The organism is Pedobacter sp. GQ55, assembly GCF_059758925.1.
This window is the reverse complement of the sequence record NZ_JCAXEI010000006.1, coordinates 54,694-79,143: the sequence shown is the minus strand read 5'-3', so window position 1 is coordinate 79,143 and position 24,450 is coordinate 54,694. Positions and strand designations below refer to the sequence as shown.

Sequence of the window (24,450 nt, the reverse complement as noted above, 5' to 3'; positions counted from 1 at the left end):
AAGAACGTTTAGTGTAAGATACAATTTTGTTGAATGCAACAATATCAAAATACGATCAAGAAATTGCTCTTGATCGTATTTTAACCTGTTAATTTGCTATTAATTAATACCCTTCTGTTGGGATCAAATTAGTGTTGTTTCTCAACTCTCTGCTCGGGATTGGGAATAACAGTTCTCTTTGGGTTAAAACCGGACCGTAGGAGAATTTATGACCAACATAATTGTCAAATCCTTTAGTGCTCACATTAAAGGCTTTACGGAGGCGTGCCATGTCAAACCAGGTCACATTTTCAAAGCATAATTCATACCAGCGTTCGCGCCAAATCGCTTCCCGTAGTTGATCTTTGGACAATCCCGTTAGTTTGGGTAATTGTGCCCTTGTCCTAATGAGATTAACTTCATCATATATTTTGGTGCTTGGGCCACTTACCTCATTTGCAGCTTCAGCATATATAAGTAGTACCTCGGCATACCTGAGAAGTGACCAATTAAGATCGCTATTGGCTGTGCTTGTGTGCGCGGTAACATCGAAAATCTTGTAAATAAAGTATCCTCCCAGGTCTACCACCAGATTTCTGTTGTCTTGATTGGTAAACTTGGTGAAAAAGAATTGGCCTTCTTTTGCACGCAAGTCCGCAGGATCATATGATTTTACAAAGTCAGCCGTGGCATAGATACCTCCGGTTTCGGCAGAGTATGCGGAAATGTTTTTATTATAAGGGATAATCAATTCCTGCCAGTTTGCTGGAATGATCTGTGTCTTATACTGAATCATAAAAATATTCTCTTCAATATTTTTCTTCGCTGGGTTGTGTAAATCTCCGTAAGTATTGAACAGCTTAAATTGTTTGGAATCGATTACTTCTTCGGATTTTTTAGCTGCCAAATCGAAATATTCAGCTCCTTTTTGCAAAGGATAGCCTGCCATGGTAAGATATACTTTGGCTAGTAATGATTTTACTGCGCCTAAGCTTACTCTTCCTGTGACATCAACCCATGCCAAGCCTGCTGCTTCTGCTGTTTTTAAATCCTCCACAATCAATTTATAGACATCGTCCGGAGCTGCTTGTTTTGGCCTCAATTGATCCGATTTCAAATCAACGGGCGCTGTTATCAGCGGGATATTACCAAACATTTGAACTAAATTGAAATAATACCAGGCGCGTAAAAAATAAGCCTCGCCCAGTAATTTTTTAGCTTCTGCCGCATCCATTGGTATGGATGGTATCTTTGCTATAGAAAGGTTGGCATTGCCTATGCCCTTATAGTAATTTTGCCAATAATTTAATCCATAGCTGTTATCGGCAGTGTTTTGCAAGTCCTTTACAAAATAACTATCAACAGCCTGTCCTAAATCGGTAGCAGCCTGCCCGGTAGCAAATTCAGTCATTGTCCAGGGGCCACCGCCAAAGCCGCTACTCATCGGATCGCGCATGCTTGCATAGATCGCATTTACAGAACTTCTGGCATGTTCTGGTTTGGTAAAATAATTTTCTACTGTAAAATTGCTGGGATCCGATTCATCTAGAAATTTGGTGCAACTGGTAAACCCCAAAGTGTAAACCGTTAATACCAGGAATCCATATTTTTTTATTATTGTTTTCATTGATTTTTCTTAAGAAGGTTTGTATTAAACTATAGTCCAATATTAAGCCCAACCATAAATATCCTTGGCTTTGGGTAATCGTATAAGGTCAAGCCCTGATCGAAGGGTGCTCCTGAGTTGGAAACTTCCGGGTCATAGCCTTTATACTTGGTAGCTACAAAAAAGTTCTGAACCGAACCATATACCCTTAGGCGATTCAGTTTTAGTGAAGCAGCTGTTGCTGATGGAAAAGAATATGCAAGTAATAAATTGCGCCCACGGATAAATGATCCATCGGTTACTTTATGGCTATCATTGTTCGTAGTATAATAGGCATTAATTGGCCTGATTTGTGCGATTGGGGTGTTTTGATTGGTTTCTGTCCAGGCATTTAACACTGTTTTGTAACTGTTGGCTATACCTTGCCTGTCCTCCGCTGAATGGATGCTCCTGTCCAGTACATCATTACCATACATATACTGGAGGTCTACGGTTAATGACCATGCCTTATATTGGAAAGTGTTTAGGAACGTCCCAAACCCATCAGGAATACCTTTTCCGATTATGGTTCTGTCCAGATCGTTTATTCTGCCATCGTTATTTAAGTCTTTATATTTTACATCACCAGGCAGCATGTTGTATTTCTTTGCTTCTGCAGCTTCATTGGTTCCCCAGGTTCCCAGGTGTACCCTTCCAAAGAAAGAGCCAACAGGTTCGCCCACCCTGATTACTCCATTACCTGAAAATATATCACCGCTGGCCAGGGCAAGAACTTTGTTCTTATTCACAGAAATATTGAAGGTAGTACTCCAGGAGAAATCATCTGTTTTGATGTTAGTAGAGTTTACACTAAATTCAATACCCTTGTTTTCCATACTTCCAACATTAGAGAAGATGCTGGCATATCCGCTGCTGAGGGGTAAAGGTGCTTCTAGTAGCATACCATTTACCTTTCTGCGATATAAATCGAGTTCAAAATTTAATCTGTTAGCGAATAAACCAACCTCAAGCCCGAAATCAATTTGTTTCGTTTTTTCCCATTGTAAGGTAGAATTGGCCATACGATTGGTGCCTATGCCGATATTTCGGGTTCCGTCGAAAATTACGTTATAATTACCCATACCGGCAAGTGCTCTATATGCTGGAATCTCAGAATTTCCGGTAGCACCATAACTGGCACGAATCTTCAAGTTTGAAATGCTGGGAATGTTCTTCATGAAGTCTTCTTCAATTACTCTCCAGGCAAGTGCAGCCGAAGGGAAGAAGGCATACTGATTTTCGGTTCCAAACTTAGAAGACCCATCTGCCCGACCTGTTAATGTTATTAAGTACTTGTTTTGCAAGCTATAGTTTATGCGGGCAAAATATGAATTTAGCCCATAAGCCTGGCCATTAGAGGAAGGAGCCTGGGGGCTAGATCCTGCACCAAGGTTATTGTACAGGAAATAGGAGTCGTCGAAACCCTGAGTGTTAGCTTGATTTTCAAAACGATCAATATGCTGCCAGGATAGACCTGCCATAGCGCTTATCGAGTGTATTTTTGCAAATTGCTTGTTATAGGTTAAGTAGTTCTCGAATTGCCAGGAGTTGTACCTGTTGTTGTTTACCCGGGCTTCTCCATTGTCAGAAATGTATTGCATCCCTTTGGCTGCAAAATAATCCTCTCTCTGATTAATTATATTAGTACCAATTGTTGATTTGAATTCCAATCCGGGAGCCAGGTTAATGGCAGCATACATATTGCCGAGCAAAGTCTGGGTGCGCAAAAAATATAACCTATCGGCAGCTACACGAAGAGGGCTGTCGCCACCCTCCATTCCCGGATAGTCCCTGTTGCTTGCCCATGATCCATCAGCATATTTTACAGGAATAATAGGTAAGGCCTCTAATACCTGACGCATCATGGTTATTCCTCCTCCATCAAGCTGGTCGACCTGCTTGTCATTTTGATCTGTATAACCCATTGTTCCACCAACCTTTAGCCAACTCTTTATCTGGCTATCAAACACAAAGCGACCGGCATATCTTTTTTGCCATGAGCCATGTGCAAGCCCTTGCTGATTGCGATAGTTTAAAAAAGCGCCAAAGCTGCTTTTCTCATTGCCATCGGTAAAGCCAAGCTGATGATTTTGTGTAAACGCTTTTTGAAATGCTTCATCCTGCCAATCTGTATCATACAATGGATTACCTTGTGAATCAAACAATTTGGGGTTATTACGTTTGGTTTTAGGATCTGTATATTTTGTTCCTGTTGCCCACCCTACGGGATCATATTTTTTGGCGTTTGCATAGGCTAAATCCTCTACTGCTAAAAATTCTGTTGAATTGAGCACTTCAAGTTTTTTAGGCAGTACACCTAAACTAAAGTCTGATTCATAGGTTACGTTACCTCCACTGGAATTTCCACGCTTAGTCGTAACCATAATCACACCATTGGCTCCACGTGCGCCGTAAATTGCTGTTGATGAGGCATCTTTTAATACTTCAATAGATGCAATGTCGCTAGGGTTTATGTAATCGATCGGGGAACTCCCATTTTTTAGATCTACAGCATTGAGTATAACCCCATCAATCACATATAATGGATTATTGGATACACTCAATGAGCTTGCACCCCGGATACGGATGCTGGCCCGGCCACCTGGCCTGCCAGAGTTAGAGGATACATTTACGCCAGATACACGACCCGATAAGCTTTGATTAAGAGAAGAGGCCGGACGCTCCTGAAGGGTTTCTGCTTTTACAGTACCTACTGCTCCGGTTAGATCTGATTTTTTAGCGGTTCCGTACCCTACAACAACAACCTCGTCTAAACCTTGTAATTGCGGCACTAACTTAATTAACATATTTCCGGAAGTAACTTTTACCTCCTGAGTGGTATAGCCTACATAGGAAACAATCAAAATCGCCTCCTCGGTTAGCCCCTTTATGTTGAAATTACCATCATTATCCGTTGTTGTAGTTTGTCCTGTACTTTTTACTTTAATGCTGACTCCGGGTATTCCAACACCCTTTTCATCTAAAATTTTCCCTTTTGCATCGATGGGGGGAATGCGTAGGTAAGCAGGATTTTTTTTTAAATAGTTTGCATGTAGTTGCATCGTTGTTGCCATGAACAGAACTGTTAACAGGCAAATAATTTTTTGGCGCAAAGCCACACCCTTGGGCGTCAAAGTTAAAAACTGGTTCATATTTGGGATGATTTAGTTAACTAGCAGATACCTTTTAAATTATTTTGTATCTGTTTCTTCTCTGATCTGAGATGCTTAATGCGCATCCAGATTTTTAAAAGAAATAGATTTTAATAAAAGATATGATGCTATTACTATGAAAGTATAGTAAAGTTCAGTTGGATTGTTAACTTATTTTTGCAATTCATTAAGCTATTTTGCCATATTGTTAATTTATTGGCAATTACCTTTCTCAATTATCTTAATGCATATGCCTTCAGCGTTTGCTGACCAATACCGAATATTAATTTGTCGTTGGTTTGTACTACACTTCTCACATCTCCTTTTATATCAAAACCTGATTGTTGTTGAGGGATGTAGGTAAAACCGCCTTTACCGTTGCCCTTGAGCAGCATTCCATAATTGGCGTCGTATTTTCCGAATCTAAGTCTCGCGCGGCTAATGTTACCACATAGCAGCAAATCTTTATTGCCATCCTTATCGTAATCAATGGAAGTAATTGTAAATACGGGCGAAAATTGAGTCTCGATAGGCAAGTTCAACTCTTTAAATTTCCCTTTCCCATTATTAATAAAGGCGGTGGTTTTTAAACAATTAGCTTTTAGCCTTGATACGCCCTTTAGTTCCTCCTTCGTAAATATCTCCTTCATTGATGCATCGGCATAACTTTTATAATCCGGAAAACGGGTGCGCATGATGCTCATCTGGTCAAGCATTTCATCCCTGGTTACGTAGGGGTAACTTTTTCCTTGAATGTAAAAGCATAATATAGGGTCAACCGACCCATTGTCGTCAAAATCTTTGTAGTACATTTCTGCGGGTTCCTTTTCTGTTGCCTTACATTGTGTATTTAATCCGGTATTTCCAATCACTATATCTGGTAAGCCATCATTGTTTAGATCATCAACCAGTAATTTGTTCCACCATCCTGAAAAGGTTTTTTCAAAATAATCAGTGGTTTTGTCAATCAATTTTCCATTACTATTAATTAGTACGGTAACAGGAATCCATTCTCCTACAAGAATTAGATCCTGTTTTTTATCGCCATTCAAATCTATCCATGCTGCATCTGTGACCATTCCTGCTTTTTGTAATTGTGGAGCTATGGTTTTTATCAGGTCTTTGAAATTTCCGTTTCCATCGTTAATCAGTAAATAGCTGGTTGGTGCTTCTGGATAGCGGCCCGGGATTACTCTTCCTCCTATAAACAAATCTGGATGGCCATCTTGGTTAAAATCTGTCACGCGGACACAACTCTTGCTGCTTAGCATTTTAGGTAGGGCATTAACCGTCTGCCGGAAATTACCTCTGCCATCATTTAAGTATAGCCGGTCTTGCAGTGATGGATCTTCTGGAATATAGTTGTCATATCCTCCACTGCATACATAAAGATCCATAAACCCATCTTTGTTGGCATCAAAAAAAACTGCATCTGCGTCCTCACTTTTTATGCTGGTGGCAAAAACAGCCTGCGGTTTTTTTACAAATTCGCCATTCTTTTTTTGAATAAAAAGTACACCCGGTTGACCCTGGGTTCCTCCAACATAAATATCCTCTAAACCATCACCGTTTATATCTGCTTTGGATAGACATGGCCCGGAAAACGACATAGGATTTACTAATAAGGGTTGCCGCTTAAAATCGTTGGTTGATTTTTTTTGCTGTTGGAATGCGATCGGCGATTTCACCTCTTTGAATATAGAAGGAACAGGTTGGGGAGTTTTATATATTAGTTTTGCGTTCGCTTCTAATAAAGGTATTTGCTGATTTGCTTTTATGCCTAAGATTACCTCTTGTTTTCCACTTGCCCAAACTATTCGAAGAGAGTCAATGGAAGTAGCTTCCCCTAAGCCAAAATGTAGAATTGGGGAAACGCTTGATTGATAGCCTCGGGATGGCATTTGCTCAAGATACTGTTGCTTATTTTTGTGATAGATCCATATTTTCGCCCCAATACCCTGAGTATTTTGCCCAAGCCCCTGCAGTTTTACCTTGAGAAATTGATTTTTTGTTTTTTGGTCTGATTTGTTTTCATAAACGAATGCAGGCAGGTTGATGTTGTTAACTACCAGATCCAAATCCCCATCGTTATCCAAATCAGCATATGCTGCCCCATTGCTATTCGAAGGCGTGTTTAATCCCCATTCCATTGCTTTATTGGTAAATGAAAGGTTCCCGTTGTTCTGGTAAATGTAGTTGTTAACATTAGACGCTGGCATTGCATGAATCAGATCTAACAGATTTGCTTTTATTTGAGTGGGGTCAGTGCTACGTAAGAAATCTCCTTTAAACTTGAGAAAGTCCATATTGGTATAATCCCGCATATAACCATTAGATATAAAAAGATCTTTCCAACCGTCATTGTCATAATCTGCAAACAATGGGGCCCAGCTCCAATCTGTATTTGAAATGCCAGATAACTGCCCTGTTTCACTAAATGTGCCGTTACCATTATTTAATTGAAGCATATTGCGCATATCCTGGTAGTGGAAGCCAAGACGCAGGCGTAAATCATAATATTCATAATTGTCAGGGGAGAAAAGTAACTTCTGTCTGCGATTGTCCTCCGGAAGCATATCTAAGGTAAAAATATCAGAAAGGCCGTCATTGTTAATGTCTGCAATATCATTACCCATTGAATATAAAGACGTATGGCCGATTTGGGATTGAATCTGATTTGTGAAAGTGCCATTTCCGTTATTTATGTACAAATAATCTGGGGCTGAATAGTCGTTTGAAATGTATATGTCGGGGTAACCATCATTGTTCAGGTCACTTACTGCCGCACCCAGACCGTATGTAAAAGAGGAATTGTATAGGCCAACCTGATCAGATACGTCCTTAAATTTTTTATTTTCGTTTTTGTATAATTTAATCCTAATCGTTGGTGCAGGCTCTTTTAAAATTAGAGGAGCCGAAATCTCATCTAGGGTTGTAAATACCTTTGGATTGTGGTTTAACAGGAGCACATCGAGGTCGTTATCTTTGTCATAATCAAAAAAAACTGCCTGGGTACTATATGCAGTATCTGCAAGGCCATACGCTGCAGCCTGATCTTTGAATACAGGGATTCCCCGGTCGTTAACTCCCTGATTTATCAACAGACTATTTGATCTGTTCTTTGCCGGTAAACCGCCAGAGTAACATTGATAAATGTCTAATCTTCCATCACCATTAACATCTGCCATGGTAACTCCTGTTTTCCAGGACAAGCCCATTTCAGTTATGCCAGCCTTATCGGTAATATCTTCAAACCGCATTTTCCCTTTATTGAGATATAGCTTGGCTTTTGTCATGTTCCCCGAGAAATAAATATCGTCGAGGCCATCATTGTTTAAATCACCAATTGCCACCCCTCCACCATTATAGAAGTACTGATAAGATATAATGTTTGCTCTTTCATTCTCAATGATTGTATTATTGAAATCGATATGGGTTAGATCCGAAGAAAGTAAAGAAAAGAGTTTATCTGTGCTGGTCTCAATGCCGGTTTTTTTATCATTATTTACGCAAGACGTAAATGAAAACAGGCTGAGAAGCGCTATGCTCAGGTGCAGTTTAGAGGTTAAAGAAGACATTTGGTTAAGAAGTTTGGTTTAATTCTTCTTGAAGATAACGACTTTATTTCAATGTATCGTCTTTTTTACAGAAAACATTAAAGGGGTACTACCCTCGGCTTCATATACAAAAAAAGCATTCGACTAAAATGCTTTTTTTGTAGCTGTTTTTCTTAACTAAGCAGACTGTAGCGGTTATTTTGGTTAACTAAATAACTCTTGCATGTCCCTATCTGCTGTAGGTATTTTTTTTAAAAAGTCATCGAATCCGGCATTCTCCTGAGAGCTATACATTCCATAAGCGTCAAGAATATAGCCTATCTGTTTGTCTTTGTCCTCTAACAAATAAAGTATGGAGTTATCACCAGGGTCAGAATCTCCTTCAAAGCGATACGTTTTAATTATTGTTAAATCCTCAGGGTTATAGATTTTATTCAGTCCAACTCCTTGCATTTTGCCATGATCTGTCATCTTTATTTCGTTATCCAAACCTTTAAGTCTTAATTTCTCTAAAACCTGACTAAGCGTATTCATTTCTATTGGATGTTCCATAATAGGTCTTGTTTTTTGTAAGTAAAACAATGGCTTTTAGAAATGGTTTTCTTTTTTGTTGCAAGGACGTTATTCAATGCCCTAAATGTAAAAAGGCTAACCAATTGGTCAGCCTTTTTACATTTTAAATATTTCTTACGCTTATAACGAAAAAGCCGCTTTTACTTTATCTACAAAGTCTAATTTCTCCCATGTGAACAATTCAACTGTAACTGTTCTTTCTTCACCTCCAGGACTTTTAAAAGTTTTGGTCACTGTTTCAGGTTTACGACCCATATGACCATATGCTGCAGTTTCACTATAAATTGGATTCCTTAACTTTAAGCGCTGCTCAATAAAGTAGGGGCGCATATCAAACAGATCTTCAACAATCTTGGCAATTTCGCCATCTGTTTTATTTACCTTGCTCGTTCCGTAAGTGTTAATGTAAATACCCATTGGTTTTGCAACCCCAATAGCATAACTTACCTGAACTAAAATTTCTTCAGCTACACCGGCAGCAACAAGGTTTTTAGCGATATGACGAGTTGCATATGCCGCACTTCTATCTACTTTACTTGGATCTTTTCCCGAGAATGCGCCACCGCCATGAGCTCCTTTTCCTCCATAGGTATCTACAATGATTTTACGGCCTGTTAAACCAGTATCACCATGAGGACCTCCGATGACAAATTTTCCTGTTGGATTGATATGATACTCTATCTTATCGTTAAACAGATGCGCATATTCTGGGTATTTTGCAATAATTCTTGGAATAAGAATGTCTATAAGATCCTTTTTGATTTTAGCTAACATTGTAGCCTCTTCATCAAAATCATCATGCTGGGTAGATATTACAATAGCATCAATACGAACTGGTTTGTTGTTGTCTGCATATTCCAGCGTTACCTGCGATTTAGCATCAGGACGCAAATAAGTAATTTCACTGTTTTCTCTTCTTAAGAGCGCTAATTCCTGTAAAAGTGTATGCGAAAGATCTAATGCTAAAGGCATATAGTTTTCAGTTTCGTTGGTTGCATAGCCAAACATCATTCCCTGATCACCAGCGCCTTGTTCCTCTTTACTGGCTCTGTCTACGCCTTGGTTTATATCTTGGGATTGTTCGTGGATTGCTGAAAGAATGCCACATGAGTTGGCTTCAAACATGTATTCACTTTTTGTATAACCAATTTTTCTGATTACATCACGAGCAATTTGTTGCACATCCAGGTAAGTTTGTGATTTTACCTCGCCTGCTAAAATAACCTGGCCTGTGGTAACCAACGTTTCACAAGCAACTTTTGACTCTGAATCGAATGCCAAAAAGTTATCAATAAGTGCGTCTGAGATTTGATCTGCTACTTTATCCGGATGACCTTCAGAAACTGATTCGGATGTAAATAAATACGACATTTTAAATAATTAAAAATTTAATTTAAACAATTATATAAAATGGAATCAGACCCTGCACAGCAGGCAGTAAAATGAAGTGTATGATATGGTTAGCACTTTTTTTTACGTGGTTGCAATCCCGCTATTGTTAAATAGCATCGCAAATCAGTCCACTTTAATGCTGCAAAATTAGCATATATATTTAAATAGTCAAAAAATATCAATTATTTTGTACTATCATTAATCAAAAGGTTTTGTCGAAATCAAACATTCTATTTATTATTAATCCCATATCAGGAGGGAAGGATAAGTTAAAGATACCTGCATTGATAGATGCACACCTGGACCGCACTAAGTTTAGCCCAAATTTCAGCTTTACGGAATATGTTGGTCATGCCTCGGAAATAGCTGAGGAAGCTGCAAACAAGAATTTTGATGTAATTGTTGCTGTTGGAGGCGATGGTACTATAAATGAAATTGCAACTAAGGTCATGCAACAGAACAAGGTGCTGGGTATTATTCCGTTTGGCTCTGGGAATGGATTAGCAAGGTTCTTGAAAATACCCATGAATACTGTTGCTGCAATCAAGGTTATTAATAATTTCAATGTTGAAATTATCGATACTGCGAAATTTAACGATAAATCTTTTTTCAATATGGCGGGTATGGGCTTTGATGCACATATCAGCTCTGTTTTTGCAGGAAATAAATCAAGGGGGTTAACCGGCTACCTCAAATTAGGGTTAACAGAGGTGTTAAACTATAGGCCTCAAATCTATCGGCTTAATATAGACGGAGTTGATTATGAGCGCAAGGCATTTGTCATCAGCATAGCCAATTCTTCTCAATATGGCAACAATGCACATATTGCACCCAAGGCATCGGTAATCGATGGACTTCTTGATGTTTGTGTGGTTAAAGAATTTCCGATGTACAAATTGCCCTTATTAGCGTATGAAATGTTAAGTGCTAGAACTGACCGCTCCAAAATTGTAGAAATCATAAAAGGCAGAAACATAAGGATTACACGCAGTCAGGACGATGCAATACATATTGATGGAGAACCTTTTTTTATGGGAAAAGAAATAGATGTGTCTATTGTGCCGTTATCGTTAAATATAATTACTCCTAATTATGAAATCTAAGAAGAAAACGCTAAGTGATCTTGGAGGAATAATGTATTCCACAGACCCTTCCTTCGTTTATCAGGAAGAAAGCGACGGTTCTGATCATTCAATACCTAAAAACCAACAGGACTTAAGGGTTACTTTGGATCGAAAAAACAGAGGTGGAAAAGCAGTTACTTTAGTCACAGGATTTAGAGACAGTGATGAAGAACTGGATAATTTAGCTAAAATGCTGAAAACCAAATGTGGCGTAGGAGGGGGGGCAAAAGATGGCGAGATCATCATCCAGGGAGATTTTAGAGATAAAGTGCTTTTACTGCTGCAAAAGGAGGGGTATAAAGTAAAAAAATCTGGGGGATAATTCGTTATTAAATTACTGAATAACAGCGTGTTATTTATAAGTGTATAAGCAACAATAAGTTAATTTTTTCTTTAAAAAAGTCGGTTTTTACCTTTTTATCTGTATAACTTTGGCCGACTAACTTATTATTCTTATGAGCAAAGCATTTATGCTTAAGCCTGATTTGAGCTATCTGGATCTCGATTCGGATTTGGCTTTATACCAGCTTAACGTAGCACAATTGGTTGAGGAGGCCTTAAAAAATGGAGAAGGTTCACTGGCCGATACCGGTGCATTGGCAGTAGATACAGGAAAATTTACTGGCCGTTCTCCAAAAGACAGATTTATCGTTTGTGACGGACTGACCCGTGATTCGGTCTGGTGGGGCGATATAAACTTCAAATTCGAACCGGAGAAATTCGACGCCTTATATAAGAAAGTGACGGCGTATCTCAGCAAAAGGAAGTACTATGTAAGGGATTCATATGCCTGTGCAGATGAGGCTTACAAAACGACCATAAGGGTCGTGAGTGAAACGGCCTATCAAAATCTGTTTGCCCATAACCTATTTTTAAGACCCCAAGACGGCGATATTCAGCAGAGACCAGAATGGACAATTATTGCCTGCCCTTCTTTTTTGGCAGATCCGGTGGTAGATGGAACCAGACAACCTAACTTTTCAATCCTTAATTTTTCAAAAAAGATCATCCTTATTGGAGGATCCGGATATACAGGTGAAATTAAAAAGGGAATCTTTTCAGTGTTAAACTTTATTCTTCCTGAGCAGAAACGCACATTATCAATGCATTGTTCAGCAAATGTTGGGAAAAAAGGAGATACAGCCATATTTTTTGGCTTATCAGGAACAGGTAAAACTACCCTTTCGGCAGATCCTGAGCGCGGATTGATCGGAGATGATGAACATGGCTGGGGAAGTGAATCTGTATTTAATTTTGAAGGAGGCTGTTATGCCAAATGTGTGGATTTAACAATTGAAAAAGAACCACAAATTTTTAATGCAATAAAATTCGGAGCCTTGTTAGAGAATACCAATTACTTTGAGGGAGGGCGCACTGTTGACTTTTCCAACATTGATAAAACGGAGAATACAAGGGTCGCATATCCAATAAACTATATTGATAATGCTATAGTGCCTTCAATTGCTCCTGAACCAAAAAATATTTTCTTTCTCACTGCAGATGCTTTCGGCGTTTTGCCCCCAATTGCTAAATTAAATACCGGACAAGCGATGTTTCATTTTATATCTGGATACACCGCAAAAGTTGCCGGCACTGAAGCAGGGGTTACTGAGCCTCAATTGACCTTCTCTGCTTGTTTTGGTAAGGCGTTCCTGCCACTTCATCCTACAAGATATGCAGAACTCCTGGGAAAAAAGATGGAAAAGAATGATGTAAATGTATGGCTAGTTAATACTGGCTGGAGTGGGGGGGCTTACGGAGAAGGTAAGCGAATGAAGTTAGCATATACCCGCGCCATGATTTCTGCAGCTTTGAATGGAGACCTTGAAGATGCCGAATTTACCACTGATCCTGTTTTTGGATTACGAATTCCGTTGACCTGTCCAAATGTTCCATCAGAAATTTTGAATCCAAGAAATACCTGGACAAGCAAGCAAAAGTATGATCATAAAGCCAACGAACTTTCTTTGGCGTTTGTAAATAATTTCAAGCAATTTGAAGCCTTCGCGAACGAAGAAATGATTAGTTCGCTACCAAAAATAACCGAAAACACAGTTTAAAGCTTTTTTTTTACCTAAAAATTTGCATTTCAGTTTTTTTTTAGTTTTAATTGCGAAAGATTGTCTCCGCAACGAGACAATCTTTTTTAATTATACAGTAATGCGTTAGATATAACGGGAGTGCAAACGGAAAAAATTGACGGGACAAAACGAATTAGCAAGCTAACGATTATTTAATTTGGAATTAAAATCAAAGTTATAAATTTGTTACGGCAACAATTGTTTGTAATAGTCGTTGTGTGTATTACGGAATATTTAATCTAATTTTAAAAAACAAAGTACTAAAAACTAAAAAACTAAAAAAAAATGGCAAACGCACCAAAACCGACAACAGTTAAAAAAGAAGGCTCTTCTACAGCTTCAAATTTATTCGCTACTCTTACTATTCCAATTTGTATCATTATTGGTATATGTGTTTACAAATTTATTTTCGGAGATAGAGGGAATTTCATCGATGGGGCTGATCCAGATCTTCACGATACACTTCCAAAAGTAGGTAACTACATGGGTATGGCTTACAAAGGTGGGGTTATCGTACCTATTCTATTGGGTATGTTTCTTATGGTAATTGTATTCTCTATCGAGCGTCTTATTGTAATTGGTAAAGCAACTGGAAAATCTAGCTTGGATTCATTCGTTAAAAAGATCCAAGGATTTTTAAATTCAAACAACATCGAGGCAGCCTTAAGTGAGTGTGATAAACAACAAGGTTCGGTTGCTAACGTGATCAAATCAGGATTGAAAAAATATCGTGAGATGGAAGTTGAGGCAAACATGGATACAGATCAAAAATGTTTAGCCATTCAGAAAGATATTGAAGAAGCTACTACTTTGGAAATGCCAATGTTAGAGCAAAACTTAACTGTAATTGCTACTTTGGTATCAGTAGGTACATTAACAGGACTATTAGGTACAGTAACAGGTATGATCAAGGCCTTCGGTGGTTTGGCTAACTCTGGTGCTCCGGATCAGGCTGCATTGGCAACTGGTATTTCTGAGGCCCTAATTAACACAGCTACTGGTATTGGTACTTCTACTTTTGCGATTATCATGTATAACATCCTTACTTCTAAAATTGATAAATTAACTTATGCAATTGATGAAGCCGGTTTCAGTATCATTCAAACTTACGCCAGTACACATAAATAAAAAATAATGTATTTTTTTTTACCGGCTTTATGGAAAACCGGAAGAATTAACATCATTAGTAAAAAGTAAGTTTATTTATTAAATATTATGGCAAGAGCAAAGGTTCAAAGAAAGAGTACTTCGATAGATATGACCGCCATGTGCGATGTATCTTTCCTGCTGCTTACTTTCTTTATATTAACAGCAACAGCGCGCCAGCCGGATCCTTTGGAAGTAACAATTCCAAGTTCTACCTACAAGATCAAAGTCCCTGATTTGGATATGGGGATTTTATCGATTGGTAAAGGCAAGGTTTTCTACGAAATTGTAGGAAAGGACGTGAAAATGGCAACGCTTGATAAAATAGGAGAGCAGTACAAAATTCAGTTTACTCCTGAAGAGAGAGAACGTTTCGGTGTTCTTGGATCATTCGGAGTTCCTGTAAGCGGCTTGAAAAAGTTTATCATGATGAATGGTGATGAGAGAGAGAAGTTTGCTAAGGCCAACTTGGGTATCCCGGCTGATTCAACCAACAACGAATTGGCTGAATGGTTGCTGCAATCCCGTAAGGCGGTTGCGGAGTTACACCAGACTTCAATGAGGATTAGTATCAAGGGTGATGCTGAGGAAAAATATCCAAACATTAAAAAGATTATTGATATTCTTCAGAAGCAAAAAATTAACAAATTTAGTTTAATTACATCGGCCGAGGGCGATGCTAAATAAAATCATACTATGGCAGAATTAGATACCTCCGGCGGAGGTGGGAAAAAAGGCGGCAAAGTAAGAAGTAAGAAAGCAAATACCAAAGTAGATTTAACTGCCATGGTAGATTTAGCATTCTTGCTGATCACCTTCTTCATGTTAACCACCTCGTTGTCAAAGCCGATTGCAATGGACATTGCAAAACCTGATCAAGAGGATAATGAAGTGAAAAATGAGCTGCGTGCTTCTCAGACCATGACAATTCTATTGGGTAAAAACAATAAGGTTGCCTGGTACATGGGAGAAGCAGGAAAGACTCCTCCAAATATTGAGAGCTTTGCTGAGGTTAGAAAATCGATACTAAAAAATAAAGACGAGGTAAGTAAAACTACCGGCCGACAAATAGTGATAGTAGTGAAACCAACAGAAGGTGCTACTTACAAGAATTTTGTTGATATAATGGACGAGTTAAATATCGCTAAAATTAAAACTGCTCCGGCTATTGATGATGTAAACATTATCGATAGCGAGAAAGATGCGATGAAACAAGCTGGGATATTATAAATAATTATAAACATAAAAATATTAGGCTATGTTTGGTTCTAAAATAGATTTATTAAAAAGGGATTGGCTGGATGTTGTGTTTGCCAATAAGAACAAAAGCTACGGGGCTTACGAGCTTCGTCAGAAAAGTTCTGCGAATACAACAAAATCATTGCTAATAGCATCAACAGCATTTGTGTTGTTGTTCTTATCCCCTAAAATTATGGAGTTATTCAAAGGAAAAGCTCCAGAAGAGGAAATTGTTAAGCAAACGGAAGTAGTGGTACAGCCACCTCCTCCTGTGAACCCGGAAACACCTCCACCGCCACCGGTTGAGCCACCGCCGCCAAAACAGGATCAGGTTAAATTCCCTCCTCCAATTGTAAAACCGGATGAGTTGGTACGTGATGAAGAGCCGGTTGAAATTGAAGACTTGAAAAAGGCTGACCCAGGTCAGAAAACCATTGCTGGTGACCCTGATGCGGATATCGTTATCGCAGGTCCTGCAGGTGATGGCCCTAAACAAGCAGCGGTAGTAGAGGATACCAAAGTTTATGACTTTGTGAGTCTTGAAACGCAGCCATCTTTCCCTGGTGGTATGGAGAAGTTTTACGCTTATTTGAAAAAAGCGGTAAGATATCCTCCTATGGCTCAGGAAAACAACATTCAGGGTAAAGTGTTTTTATCATTTGTTGTGGAAAAGGATGGTAGCTTAACTGATATTAAAGTTGATAGAAAACTTGGTGGTGGTACAGATGAGGAAGCTGTTAGGGTACTAAAAGCAAGTCCAAGATGGATCCCAGGAGTTCAAAATGGTAAAAAGGTGCGTGTGAAATATAACATCCCAATCAGTTTTACCTTATCACAATAGAATACAATGTTTAATTTAAAAACATTTATGCAGAAATCGCCTCAACAGCGATTTCTGTTTATTTTAGGGCTAGTTATGTTTGCCTTTTACCTGGTTCTGGGCCTTACATTAATCATTTGGAAAGACATGCCGGTAACCATCGAACGGACTTATAGAGTACTCCTTGGTGTGTTATTGATCGTTTATGCAGCAATAAGATTTACCCGGGTAATTAATCAAAAGGAGAATTAAATAATGAAGAATCTAAGCTTTGTGTTCATTTTTCTGGTGCTGCTGTCTTGTAAAAATAAAAAGCAGACTGACGTTGTTGAACAAACACGGACATCCGGTTCGGTTAAAATTCTTGTTGACGAATCTTTTTCTTCGATTATCGCTGATCAGATCATGGTATTTAAATCTGATTATAAGCATGCGGAATTTGCGACCACTGCCGGTAACGAGAATAAAATAGTACCTGCTTTTTTAAATGACAGCATTAGAGTAATCATATTATCCAGGATGCTGACACCCCAGGAAGATAAGATATACAGAAACAGAAACATCGTTCCAAAGACATCCAGGTTTGCCATAGATGGAATTTCATTACTTACTCAGAAAGACGATATTGACTCAAATATCACTGTTGATGAGGTGATAGCGATATTAAAAGGAACCTCAACCAGTGGGAAACAGCTGGTTTTTGACAATGCTTATTCCAGTACGCTCCGGTATTTTAAAGAGCTGGCTCAAATCACAGAACTTCCGAAAAAGGGAGTATATACTTTGAAGAACAATAATGACGTTATAAAGTACGTTGCTGAAAATAAGAATTTTATAGGAGTAGTCGGTGTAAATTGGTTAATAGCTAATAATTCCGATATGACTTCTTATATTGCAAAGGTGAAAACGATGGGGGTGAAGAATCTTAAGGGGAAAAAGGGCGATAATGCATACTATCGTCCAGATCAGGCAAATCTAATTAGTGGTATTTATCCGTTTTTAAGAAATGTTTACATCATAAATTGCGAAGGACGTGATGGTTTAGGCACAGGTTTTGCAAACTGGTTATTAAGTCCCAGAGGTCAGTTGATCGTACTGAAATCTGGACTTGGTCCACATAAGATGATGTCACGGGATTTTAACTTGAAGAATACAAAGTAAATTTTATATTTGGAAAATGAAAGTAATGGGCAGGGTAAGATGATTATGATTTTAGAAATGCCTTTTAAATATTTGAAACTAAAAACAAAATAGCGAACCATGAAAGCTGCAAAGCCGGCTTCATAACAATTAATTGAAAATAGAGGAACTATGAAAATGACAAAGAAAGCAATAACCTTAGGTTTAGGTTTAGTAGTGATGGGTTCTGCCTCTTTTGCTCAGAGCATTACCGATGCAAAGAAGGCGATAGATGCCGAACAGTACCAAAAAGCGACTTCAATGCTTAAAGCATTGGTGTCATCACAAAAAGGCAAAGGGGAGAATTACTTTAGTTTAGGTGATGTTTATTTAAGAAGGGATTATATTGATTCTGCTAGAGCAGCTTTTACCCAAGGAGTTACTGCTGATGCAAAAAATCCTTTGAACTATATAGGTTTAGGCCAGGCTGATCTTGCTTCAAATAATGCCGCGTCAGCTAAAACAAATTTTGATAAAGCAATTGAAGTAGCGTCAAAAAAAGATTTTACACCTTACTTGTATATAGGAAAGGCTTATTTAGCGGGAGAGAAACCTGATTTTGCAGCAGCACTACCTAACTTGCAAAAAGCGGAAGAGCTTGATGATAAAGATAAAGAAGCAGAAACATTTGTTGCTTTAGGTGATTATTATGCAGCACAAAGAAAAAACTCAGAAGCGCTTCAAAACTATATGAGAGCTTTGAGTATTGATCCGGCCCTTTACAGATCTACTGTTCAGATTGGAAGGATGTATAAAGAATCAAGAGCATTTAGTGATGCAGAAGTTGAATTGAAAAATGTTGTAGCTGCTGATCCAAATTATGGTCCTGCTTATCGTGAGTTAGCTGAGCTGTATATGCAATGGGGAAATCAGGAACCTGCAAATTTCGATGCTAAAGCGGCAGAAGCATTAACAAACTATAAAAAGTATCTTGATCTGACTGATAAATCATATGATTCAAGATTACGTTATGCTACTTTCTTATTTTATGCGAAAGACTTTAAAACGCTGGAACAAGAAACTTCAGAGCTTGCCTCAGTAAATCCGAATGATCCTAAAAGCTTGATCGTTTCAAGATTAAGAGGATATTCTGCATATGAAAACAAAAACTATCCTCAGAGTTTACAATACATGAAAGACTTTTTTGCGAAGGTAAAAGATACTTCACGTATTATCTCTGATGATTATATGTACCTGGGTAAAGCCTTAATGAAAGATTCTACAGATAAGGCAAACGACAGTTTAGGTTTAGTAAATGTGATTAAAGCGGTTAATATGGACTCTACTAAAGTTGAGGCTTTAGCAGAACTTGCAAAATCATATTATGATGCAAAGAACTACCCTAAAGCAATTGCAACATATGATGTGGTTAACCGTTTGAACCCAGAAGGTAAAGGATCATTGTATAACTATTTTTATCATGCTATTGCATCTTATGTGTCTTATTATAAAGCTTATACCGCAAAGACTAATCCATCTAAAGAAATTTTAGTAAAAGGAGATTCTTCGTTAGCGAAATTACTGAAGTTAGCTCCATCAACATATGATGCAATTTTGTATAGAGCTAGAATTAATGATTTTATGGATGATGAAGCAAATCCAACAGGATTAAAGATTCCTTTTTACCAACAGTATTTAGATTCTGTTGAGGCTCATGTAGATAAGCAAACTCCGGCAGTAAAAAAGAATATGGTAGAAGCCTATAATCAAATTGCAGGCTTTGCTTCCTACAAAGAAGATAAAGTAAAAGCAAAATTATTCTGGGACAAAAGTTTAGCTATTGATCCGGCAAATACCACCGCATTAGAAGGAGTTAAATCATTAACGGCTCCAGCGCCAAAAGCTGCTGCTAAGCCAAAGAAAAAGTAATAATTTTATAATAAAAGAAAAAGGCGGGGTTGTTATCCCGCCTTTTTCTTTTATTTTTGCCTCATAATTTATATTTAAATGGAAACTCAAAGCGTACCTGTAGATTTTTTACCAATTATATTTCAAGTAGTTGTTGCCTTAGGATTTGTGGTGGTTACTTTAATCGCGACACACTTTTTAGGCCCAAAAAGAAAAACAGCTGATAAGCTGGCAACATTTGAAGCAGGTGTAAAAGTTGTTGGTAATGCGCGTCAGCCATTTTCCATAAAGTATTTTCTAGTCGCTATTCTGTTTGTTCTGTTTGATGTGGAGGTAATATTTATGTACCCATGGGCAGTTAATTTCAGGGCACTTGGAATGTCTGGGATGATAGAGATGTTCATCTTTATGGGAACCCTGTTATTAGGCTTTATTTATGTCATAAAGAAGAAAGCATTGGATTGGAATTAGATTATTTAGATTGTTTCTAAATGCCCTCAACTTAATTCATTTGCTTTTAAAAAATTGTAGATTTGTGGTTCATTCTTTAAAGGAATGAACCTTTTTCGTTTTGTATCATGAGTAACATCAATATAGTAGACGCGCCTCCAGGCATAGAAGGATCTGGTTTTTTTGCTACTTCCTTAGACAAGGTTATCGGCCTGGCCCGTTCCCATTCATTATGGCCTTTGCCATTTGCCACTTCTTGCTGTGGTATCGAGTTTATGGCTACCATGGGGTCTCATTATGACTTTGGCCGATTCGGATCTGAGCGCTTAAGCTTTTCCCCTCGTCAGGCAGATTTATTAATGGTAATGGGAACAATAGCAAAGAAAATGAGTCCGGTTCTTAAACAGGTATATCTGCAGATGGCTGAACCCCGTTGGGTGATGGCTGTTGGGGCTTGTGCATCCAGTGGAGGTATATTTGATACTTATTCTGTTTTGCAGGGAATAGATGAAATTATTCCAGTTGATGTATATGTTCCGGGATGTCCACCAAGACCAGAAGCTATTTTGGATGGTTTTGGTAAAATTCAAGAATTGGTTAGGAATGAATCTTCAAGAAGAAGGAATTCAGATCAATATAGAGAAATGTTGGCTTCATACGGAATTGAATAATGGCAGAGGTTACTAATCAGGAATTAATACAACAGCTGACTGAAAAGTTCGGTGAAAAAATAGTTGGAATTAATGAGCCTTATGGCTTGCTTACTTTTGAAACCACAAAGGATGTGATTATTGATGTTCTGGCATTTCTTAAACAAAACACGCTAGCTAGCTTTAACTTTCTTACCGATATTACTGCAGTGCATTATCCTGAGAAAAAGCATGGCATTGCTGTCGTTTACCATTTACACAGTATGGTGAACAAAATTAGGGTTAGAGTTAAGGTTTTTATTGATGAGCATCATCCGGAAATTCCAACCGCTACAACCTTATGGAATGCAGCGAATTGGATGGAAAGAGAAACTTATGACTTGTTTGGAGTAAAGTTTGAAGGCCATCCGGATCTTAGGAGAATATTGAATATGGACGAACTAGGCGTTCATCCTATGTTAAAGCAATATCCTTTGGAAGATCCAAACAGAGTAGATAAAAAAGACGAATACTTTGGTAGATAAGAAAAAATGAATCAACCGGTATATACAGATAACGACCCGCAGAATGAATTGGTTACCTTAAATTTAGGTCCAACTCACCCTGCTACACATGGTGTTTTTCAGAATGTAATTCAATTGGATGGTGAACGCATCGTTAGCGGTGTTTCTACTATTGGATACATTCACCGTGCTTTTGAAAAAATTGCGGAACATCGCCCATTCTATCAAATTACTCCTTTAACAGATCGGTTAAACTATTGCTCTTCTCCTATAAATAACATGGGATGGCACATGACCGTAGAGAAGTTGTTGAATATAAAAATGCCAAAGCGTGTTGATTACTTAAGGGTAATTATTATGGAGCTGGCACGTATTTCAGATCACATTATCTGTAATACCATTATTGCTCAGGATACAGGTGCAACAACCACATTTTTGTATTTATTTCAATTCAGAGAACATATTTATGAGATCTATGAAGAGATTTGTGGTGCAAGATTAACGACTAATATTGGCCGTATTGGGGGCTTCGAAAGAGATTTTAATGAAATTGCTTTTGCTAAGATCAATAAGTTTTTAAAAGAGTTCCCTGTGGCACTAAGAGAATTTGAAAGCTTACTTAACCGTAACCGTATTTTTATTGACCGTACAGCGAAAGTTGCAGCGGTATCGGCGGAACAGGCATTGGATTATGGATGGACCGGGCCTCTATTGCGTTCAGCTGGAGTTGACTATGACGTTCGTGTGAGTGATCCTTATTCGTCGTATGAAGATTTTGATTTTGAAGTTCCGGTAGGAACAAGTGGTGATATTTATGACCGTTATCTTGTTCGGAATGAAGAAATGTGGCAAAGTGTTAGGTTAATCGAACAGGCTTTAGAAAAATTAAAGCACGAACCTGCAGGTATTTTTCATGCTGATGTACCTGAATTCTATTTGCCTGCTAAGGAAGAAGTTTATAATAACATGGAAGCTTTAATCTATCATTTTAAAATCGTGATGGGCGAAATTGATGCTCCTAAAGCTGAAGTATATCATTCAGTTGAAGGTGGTAATGGTGAGTTAGGCTTCTATTTAATTAATGATGGAGGAAGAACGCCATATCGTTTACACTTCAGAAGACCTAGTTTTATTAATTACCAAATGTTTGCACCAATGAGTAAAGGCATGCTGTTATCAGATGCCATTATCAACATGAGTAGTATGAACATTATTGCAGGAGAATTAGATGCTTAAAGTAGAACAACAACAACCTGTAGCGTTTTCATCAGCTTTAACAGAAAAGTTTGATGAGATAATTAGCAGATATCCGAAAGGTAAACATAAATCTGCTTTATTGCCGATACTTCATGAGGTTCAGGCTGAATTGGGCTGGTTAAGTCCGGATGCAATGGATAAAGTTGCTGCTTATCTTGATATCCAGAATATTGAGGTATATGAAGTAGCTTCATTTTACAGCATGTATTTTTTAAAACCTCAAGGTAAGTATGTTTTGGAAGTATGCAGAACCGGCCCTTGTTGTTTAGTAGGTGCTGAGCGGCTGATGAACCATATAGAACAAAATCTAGGCGTTAAAGAAGGGGAGGTTACACCTGATGGCTTGTTTAGCTGGAGAGGTGTAGAGTGTTTAGCTGCCTGTGGGTATGGCCCGGTATTACAGATCGGTCCGGAATATACATTTTACGAAAACCTTAATGAACAAAAGGTTGACGAGTTGATACAAGACTTACGCAAGAAATAATGGCCCGTAAACTATTATTAGAACACATAAACGTACCAGGCATCAATACATTTGATGTTTATCGCCAAAAAGGCGGTTATCGTGCTGTAGAAAAGGCTTTAAAAACTTTAACTCCTGATGAAGTAGTTGAAGAAGTTAAGAAGTCTGGATTACGTGGGCGTGGTGGTGCAGGATTCCCTACGGGAATGAAATGGAGTTTTTTGGCGAAACCTGAAGGTGTAGCAAGATATTTAGTTTGTAATGCAGACGAGTCTGAGCCAGGAACTTTTAAAGATCGTTATCTGATGACCCATATTCCCCATGCACTTATTGAGGGAATGATTGTTTCTAGTTTTGCCCTGGGTGCCAATACGTCTTACATTTATGTAAGAGGCGAAATGATGCCGCAGATTAGAATACTGGAAAAAGCAATCGCAGAAGCAAAGAATGCAGGGTTTTTAGGGAAAAACATTTTAGGAACCGGCTATGACCTGGAGCTATATGTGCAGCCAGGAGGCGGCGCCTACATTTGTGGAGAAGAAACAGCATTATTGGAGTCTTTAGAAGGTAAAAGAGGAAATCCCAGGATTAAACCCCCTTTTCCTGCAATTGCAGGGCTTTATGGATGTCCAACCGTAGTAAACAATGTTGAGTCTATTGCCGCGACTGTGCCTATCATTAACGACGGTGGTGATGAGTATGCCAAAATAGGAATCGGCAGAAGTACAGGTACTAAACTGATTTCAGCTTCTGGTAACTTAGTCAGGCCAGGTGTATATGAGATAGATCTGGGATTACCTGTAGAAGAGTTTATTTATTCTGATGAATATTGCGGGGGAATAGCAAATGGTAAAAGGTTAAAGGCCACCGTAGCCGGAGGATCATCCGTTCCTATCTTACCGGCAAATCTTACACTGAAGTTGGCTAATGGCGAACCCAGATTAATGAGCTATGAATCCTTATCAGAAGGTGGTTTTGCTACCGGATCAATGATGGGATCTGGCGGTTTTATCGCATTTGATGAAGACCAGTGTATCGTTAGAAACACCTGGAACTTTGCTCGTTTTTATCATCATGAAAGCTGTGGTCAATGCTCTCCTTGTAGAGAAGGAACAGGCTGGATGGAAAAAGTGCTGCACAGAATAGAGTATGGCCATGGTAAAATGAGCGATATAGACCTATTGGTTGATGTTTCTAAAAAGATTGAAGGAAACACGATTTGTCCTTTAGGGGATGCAGCAGCCTGGCCGGTTGCAAGTGCAATCAGACATTTCAGAGATGAATTTGAGTGGCATGTTAAAGAGCCAATCAAATGTTTAGATACTAATTATGGTTTGGCAAATTATGCCGAGCCTATTGCGAAAGCAGAAGTTACGACAGGAAATTAACAAT

General features: G+C 38.4%; 21 protein-coding genes. 16 read left to right on the top strand and 5 right to left on the bottom strand.

Annotation, left to right across the window (positions count from 1 at the left end; all coding sequences use genetic code 11):
- Nucleotides 1–103: 103 nt before the first annotated feature.
- From AC6CH7_RS16675 to metK, 5 genes are all read right to left on the bottom strand, one after another.
- The gene (locus AC6CH7_RS16675) at nucleotides 104–1,606 is read right to left on the bottom strand and encodes a RagB/SusD family nutrient uptake outer membrane protein (protein WP_498263825.1); all 1,503 of its coding nucleotides are present in this window, start codon (nucleotides 1,604–1,606) and stop codon (nucleotides 104–106) included.
- 29 nt (nucleotides 1,607–1,635) lie between these two features.
- Nucleotides 1,636–4,776: a SusC/RagA family TonB-linked outer membrane protein gene (locus tag AC6CH7_RS16670; RefSeq protein ID WP_498263824.1), complete on the bottom strand. Its 3,141-nt coding sequence runs from the start codon at nucleotides 4,774–4,776 to the stop codon at nucleotides 1,636–1,638.
- Between the two features lie 236 nt (nucleotides 4,777–5,012).
- A complete protein-coding gene (locus AC6CH7_RS16665) occupies nucleotides 5,013–8,354 on the bottom strand; it encodes a VCBS repeat-containing protein (protein WP_498263823.1) in 3,342 nt (1,113 codons plus the stop codon).
- A gap of 183 nt (nucleotides 8,355–8,537) precedes the next feature.
- Entirely contained in the window at nucleotides 8,538–8,885 is a 348-nt protein-coding gene (locus AC6CH7_RS16660) for a hypothetical protein (protein WP_498263822.1), read from the bottom strand.
- A gap of 141 nt (nucleotides 8,886–9,026) precedes the next feature.
- On the bottom strand, nucleotides 9,027–10,277 hold the full coding sequence (gene metK / locus AC6CH7_RS16655; RefSeq protein ID WP_498263821.1) for a methionine adenosyltransferase: 1,251 nt from the start codon (nucleotides 10,275–10,277) through the stop codon (nucleotides 9,027–9,029).
- A 233-nt stretch (nucleotides 10,278–10,510) separates the two neighbouring features.
- Between metK and AC6CH7_RS16650 the strand changes: the two genes are divergently transcribed.
- The 16 genes from AC6CH7_RS16650 to nuoF all read left to right on the top strand — a co-directional run bounded on the left by AC6CH7_RS16650 (nucleotide 10,511) and on the right by nuoF (nucleotide 24,446).
- Nucleotides 10,511–11,401, top strand: a complete 891-nt coding sequence (locus AC6CH7_RS16650) for a diacylglycerol/lipid kinase family protein (RefSeq protein WP_498263820.1) — start codon at nucleotides 10,511–10,513, stop codon at nucleotides 11,399–11,401.
- Nucleotides 11,391–11,744 carry a translation initiation factor gene (locus AC6CH7_RS16645; protein ID WP_498263819.1) on the top strand — a complete coding sequence of 118 codons (354 nt, stop codon included), beginning with the start codon at nucleotides 11,391–11,393 and terminating at the stop codon, nucleotides 11,742–11,744. The genes AC6CH7_RS16650 and AC6CH7_RS16645 overlap by 11 nt, the downstream gene beginning before the upstream one ends.
- A 133-nt stretch (nucleotides 11,745–11,877) precedes the next feature.
- A complete protein-coding gene (pckA, locus tag AC6CH7_RS16640) occupies nucleotides 11,878–13,482 on the top strand; it encodes a phosphoenolpyruvate carboxykinase (ATP) (RefSeq protein ID WP_498263818.1) in 1,605 nt (534 codons plus the stop codon).
- A gap of 306 nt (nucleotides 13,483–13,788) precedes the next feature.
- Nucleotides 13,789–14,631: a MotA/TolQ/ExbB proton channel family protein gene (locus AC6CH7_RS16635; protein ID WP_498263817.1), complete on the top strand. Its 843-nt coding sequence runs from the start codon at nucleotides 13,789–13,791 to the stop codon at nucleotides 14,629–14,631.
- 87 nt (nucleotides 14,632–14,718) lie between these two features.
- Entirely contained in the window at nucleotides 14,719–15,336 is a 618-nt protein-coding gene (locus tag AC6CH7_RS16630; RefSeq protein WP_498263816.1) for an ExbD/TolR family protein, read from the top strand.
- A gap of 9 nt (nucleotides 15,337–15,345) precedes the next feature.
- The gene (locus AC6CH7_RS16625) at nucleotides 15,346–15,879 is read left to right on the top strand and encodes an ExbD/TolR family protein (RefSeq protein ID WP_498263815.1); all 534 of its coding nucleotides are present in this window, start codon (nucleotides 15,346–15,348) and stop codon (nucleotides 15,877–15,879) included.
- 28 nt (nucleotides 15,880–15,907) lie between these two features.
- Entirely contained in the window at nucleotides 15,908–16,729 is an 822-nt protein-coding gene (locus tag AC6CH7_RS16620; protein WP_498263814.1) for an energy transducer TonB, read from the top strand.
- A gap of 6 nt (nucleotides 16,730–16,735) precedes the next feature.
- A complete protein-coding gene (locus AC6CH7_RS16615) occupies nucleotides 16,736–16,960 on the top strand; it encodes a hypothetical protein (protein WP_498263813.1) in 225 nt (74 codons plus the stop codon).
- A 3-nt stretch (nucleotides 16,961–16,963) separates the two neighbouring features.
- Nucleotides 16,964–17,869, top strand: a complete 906-nt coding sequence (locus tag AC6CH7_RS16610) for a substrate-binding domain-containing protein (protein WP_498263812.1) — start codon at nucleotides 16,964–16,966, stop codon at nucleotides 17,867–17,869.
- A gap of 150 nt (nucleotides 17,870–18,019) precedes the next feature.
- A complete protein-coding gene (locus tag AC6CH7_RS16605) occupies nucleotides 18,020–19,756 on the top strand; it encodes a tetratricopeptide repeat protein (protein WP_498263811.1) in 1,737 nt (578 codons plus the stop codon).
- A gap of 78 nt (nucleotides 19,757–19,834) precedes the next feature.
- Entirely contained in the window at nucleotides 19,835–20,206 is a 372-nt protein-coding gene (locus AC6CH7_RS16600) for an NADH-quinone oxidoreductase subunit A (protein WP_048903394.1), read from the top strand.
- 107 nt (nucleotides 20,207–20,313) lie between these two features.
- A complete protein-coding gene (locus tag AC6CH7_RS16595; RefSeq protein ID WP_048903395.1) occupies nucleotides 20,314–20,856 on the top strand; it encodes an NADH-quinone oxidoreductase subunit B in 543 nt (180 codons plus the stop codon).
- The gene (locus AC6CH7_RS16590) at nucleotides 20,856–21,359 is read left to right on the top strand and encodes an NADH-quinone oxidoreductase subunit C (RefSeq protein WP_498263810.1); all 504 of its coding nucleotides are present in this window, start codon (nucleotides 20,856–20,858) and stop codon (nucleotides 21,357–21,359) included. The genes AC6CH7_RS16595 and AC6CH7_RS16590 overlap by 1 nt, the downstream gene beginning before the upstream one ends.
- A 6-nt stretch (nucleotides 21,360–21,365) precedes the next feature.
- Complete coding sequence (locus tag AC6CH7_RS16585; protein ID WP_048903397.1) at nucleotides 21,366–22,574, top strand: NADH-quinone oxidoreductase subunit D; 1,209 nt, start codon at nucleotides 21,366–21,368, stop codon at nucleotides 22,572–22,574.
- Complete coding sequence (locus AC6CH7_RS16580) at nucleotides 22,567–23,079, top strand: NADH-quinone oxidoreductase subunit NuoE family protein (protein WP_498263809.1); 513 nt, start codon at nucleotides 22,567–22,569, stop codon at nucleotides 23,077–23,079. The genes AC6CH7_RS16585 and AC6CH7_RS16580 overlap by 8 nt, the downstream gene beginning before the upstream one ends.
- A complete protein-coding gene (nuoF, locus tag AC6CH7_RS16575; RefSeq protein WP_498263808.1) occupies nucleotides 23,079–24,446 on the top strand; it encodes an NADH-quinone oxidoreductase subunit NuoF in 1,368 nt (455 codons plus the stop codon). The genes AC6CH7_RS16580 and nuoF overlap by 1 nt, the downstream gene beginning before the upstream one ends.
- The last annotated feature ends 4 nt before the right edge of the window (nucleotides 24,447–24,450 follow it).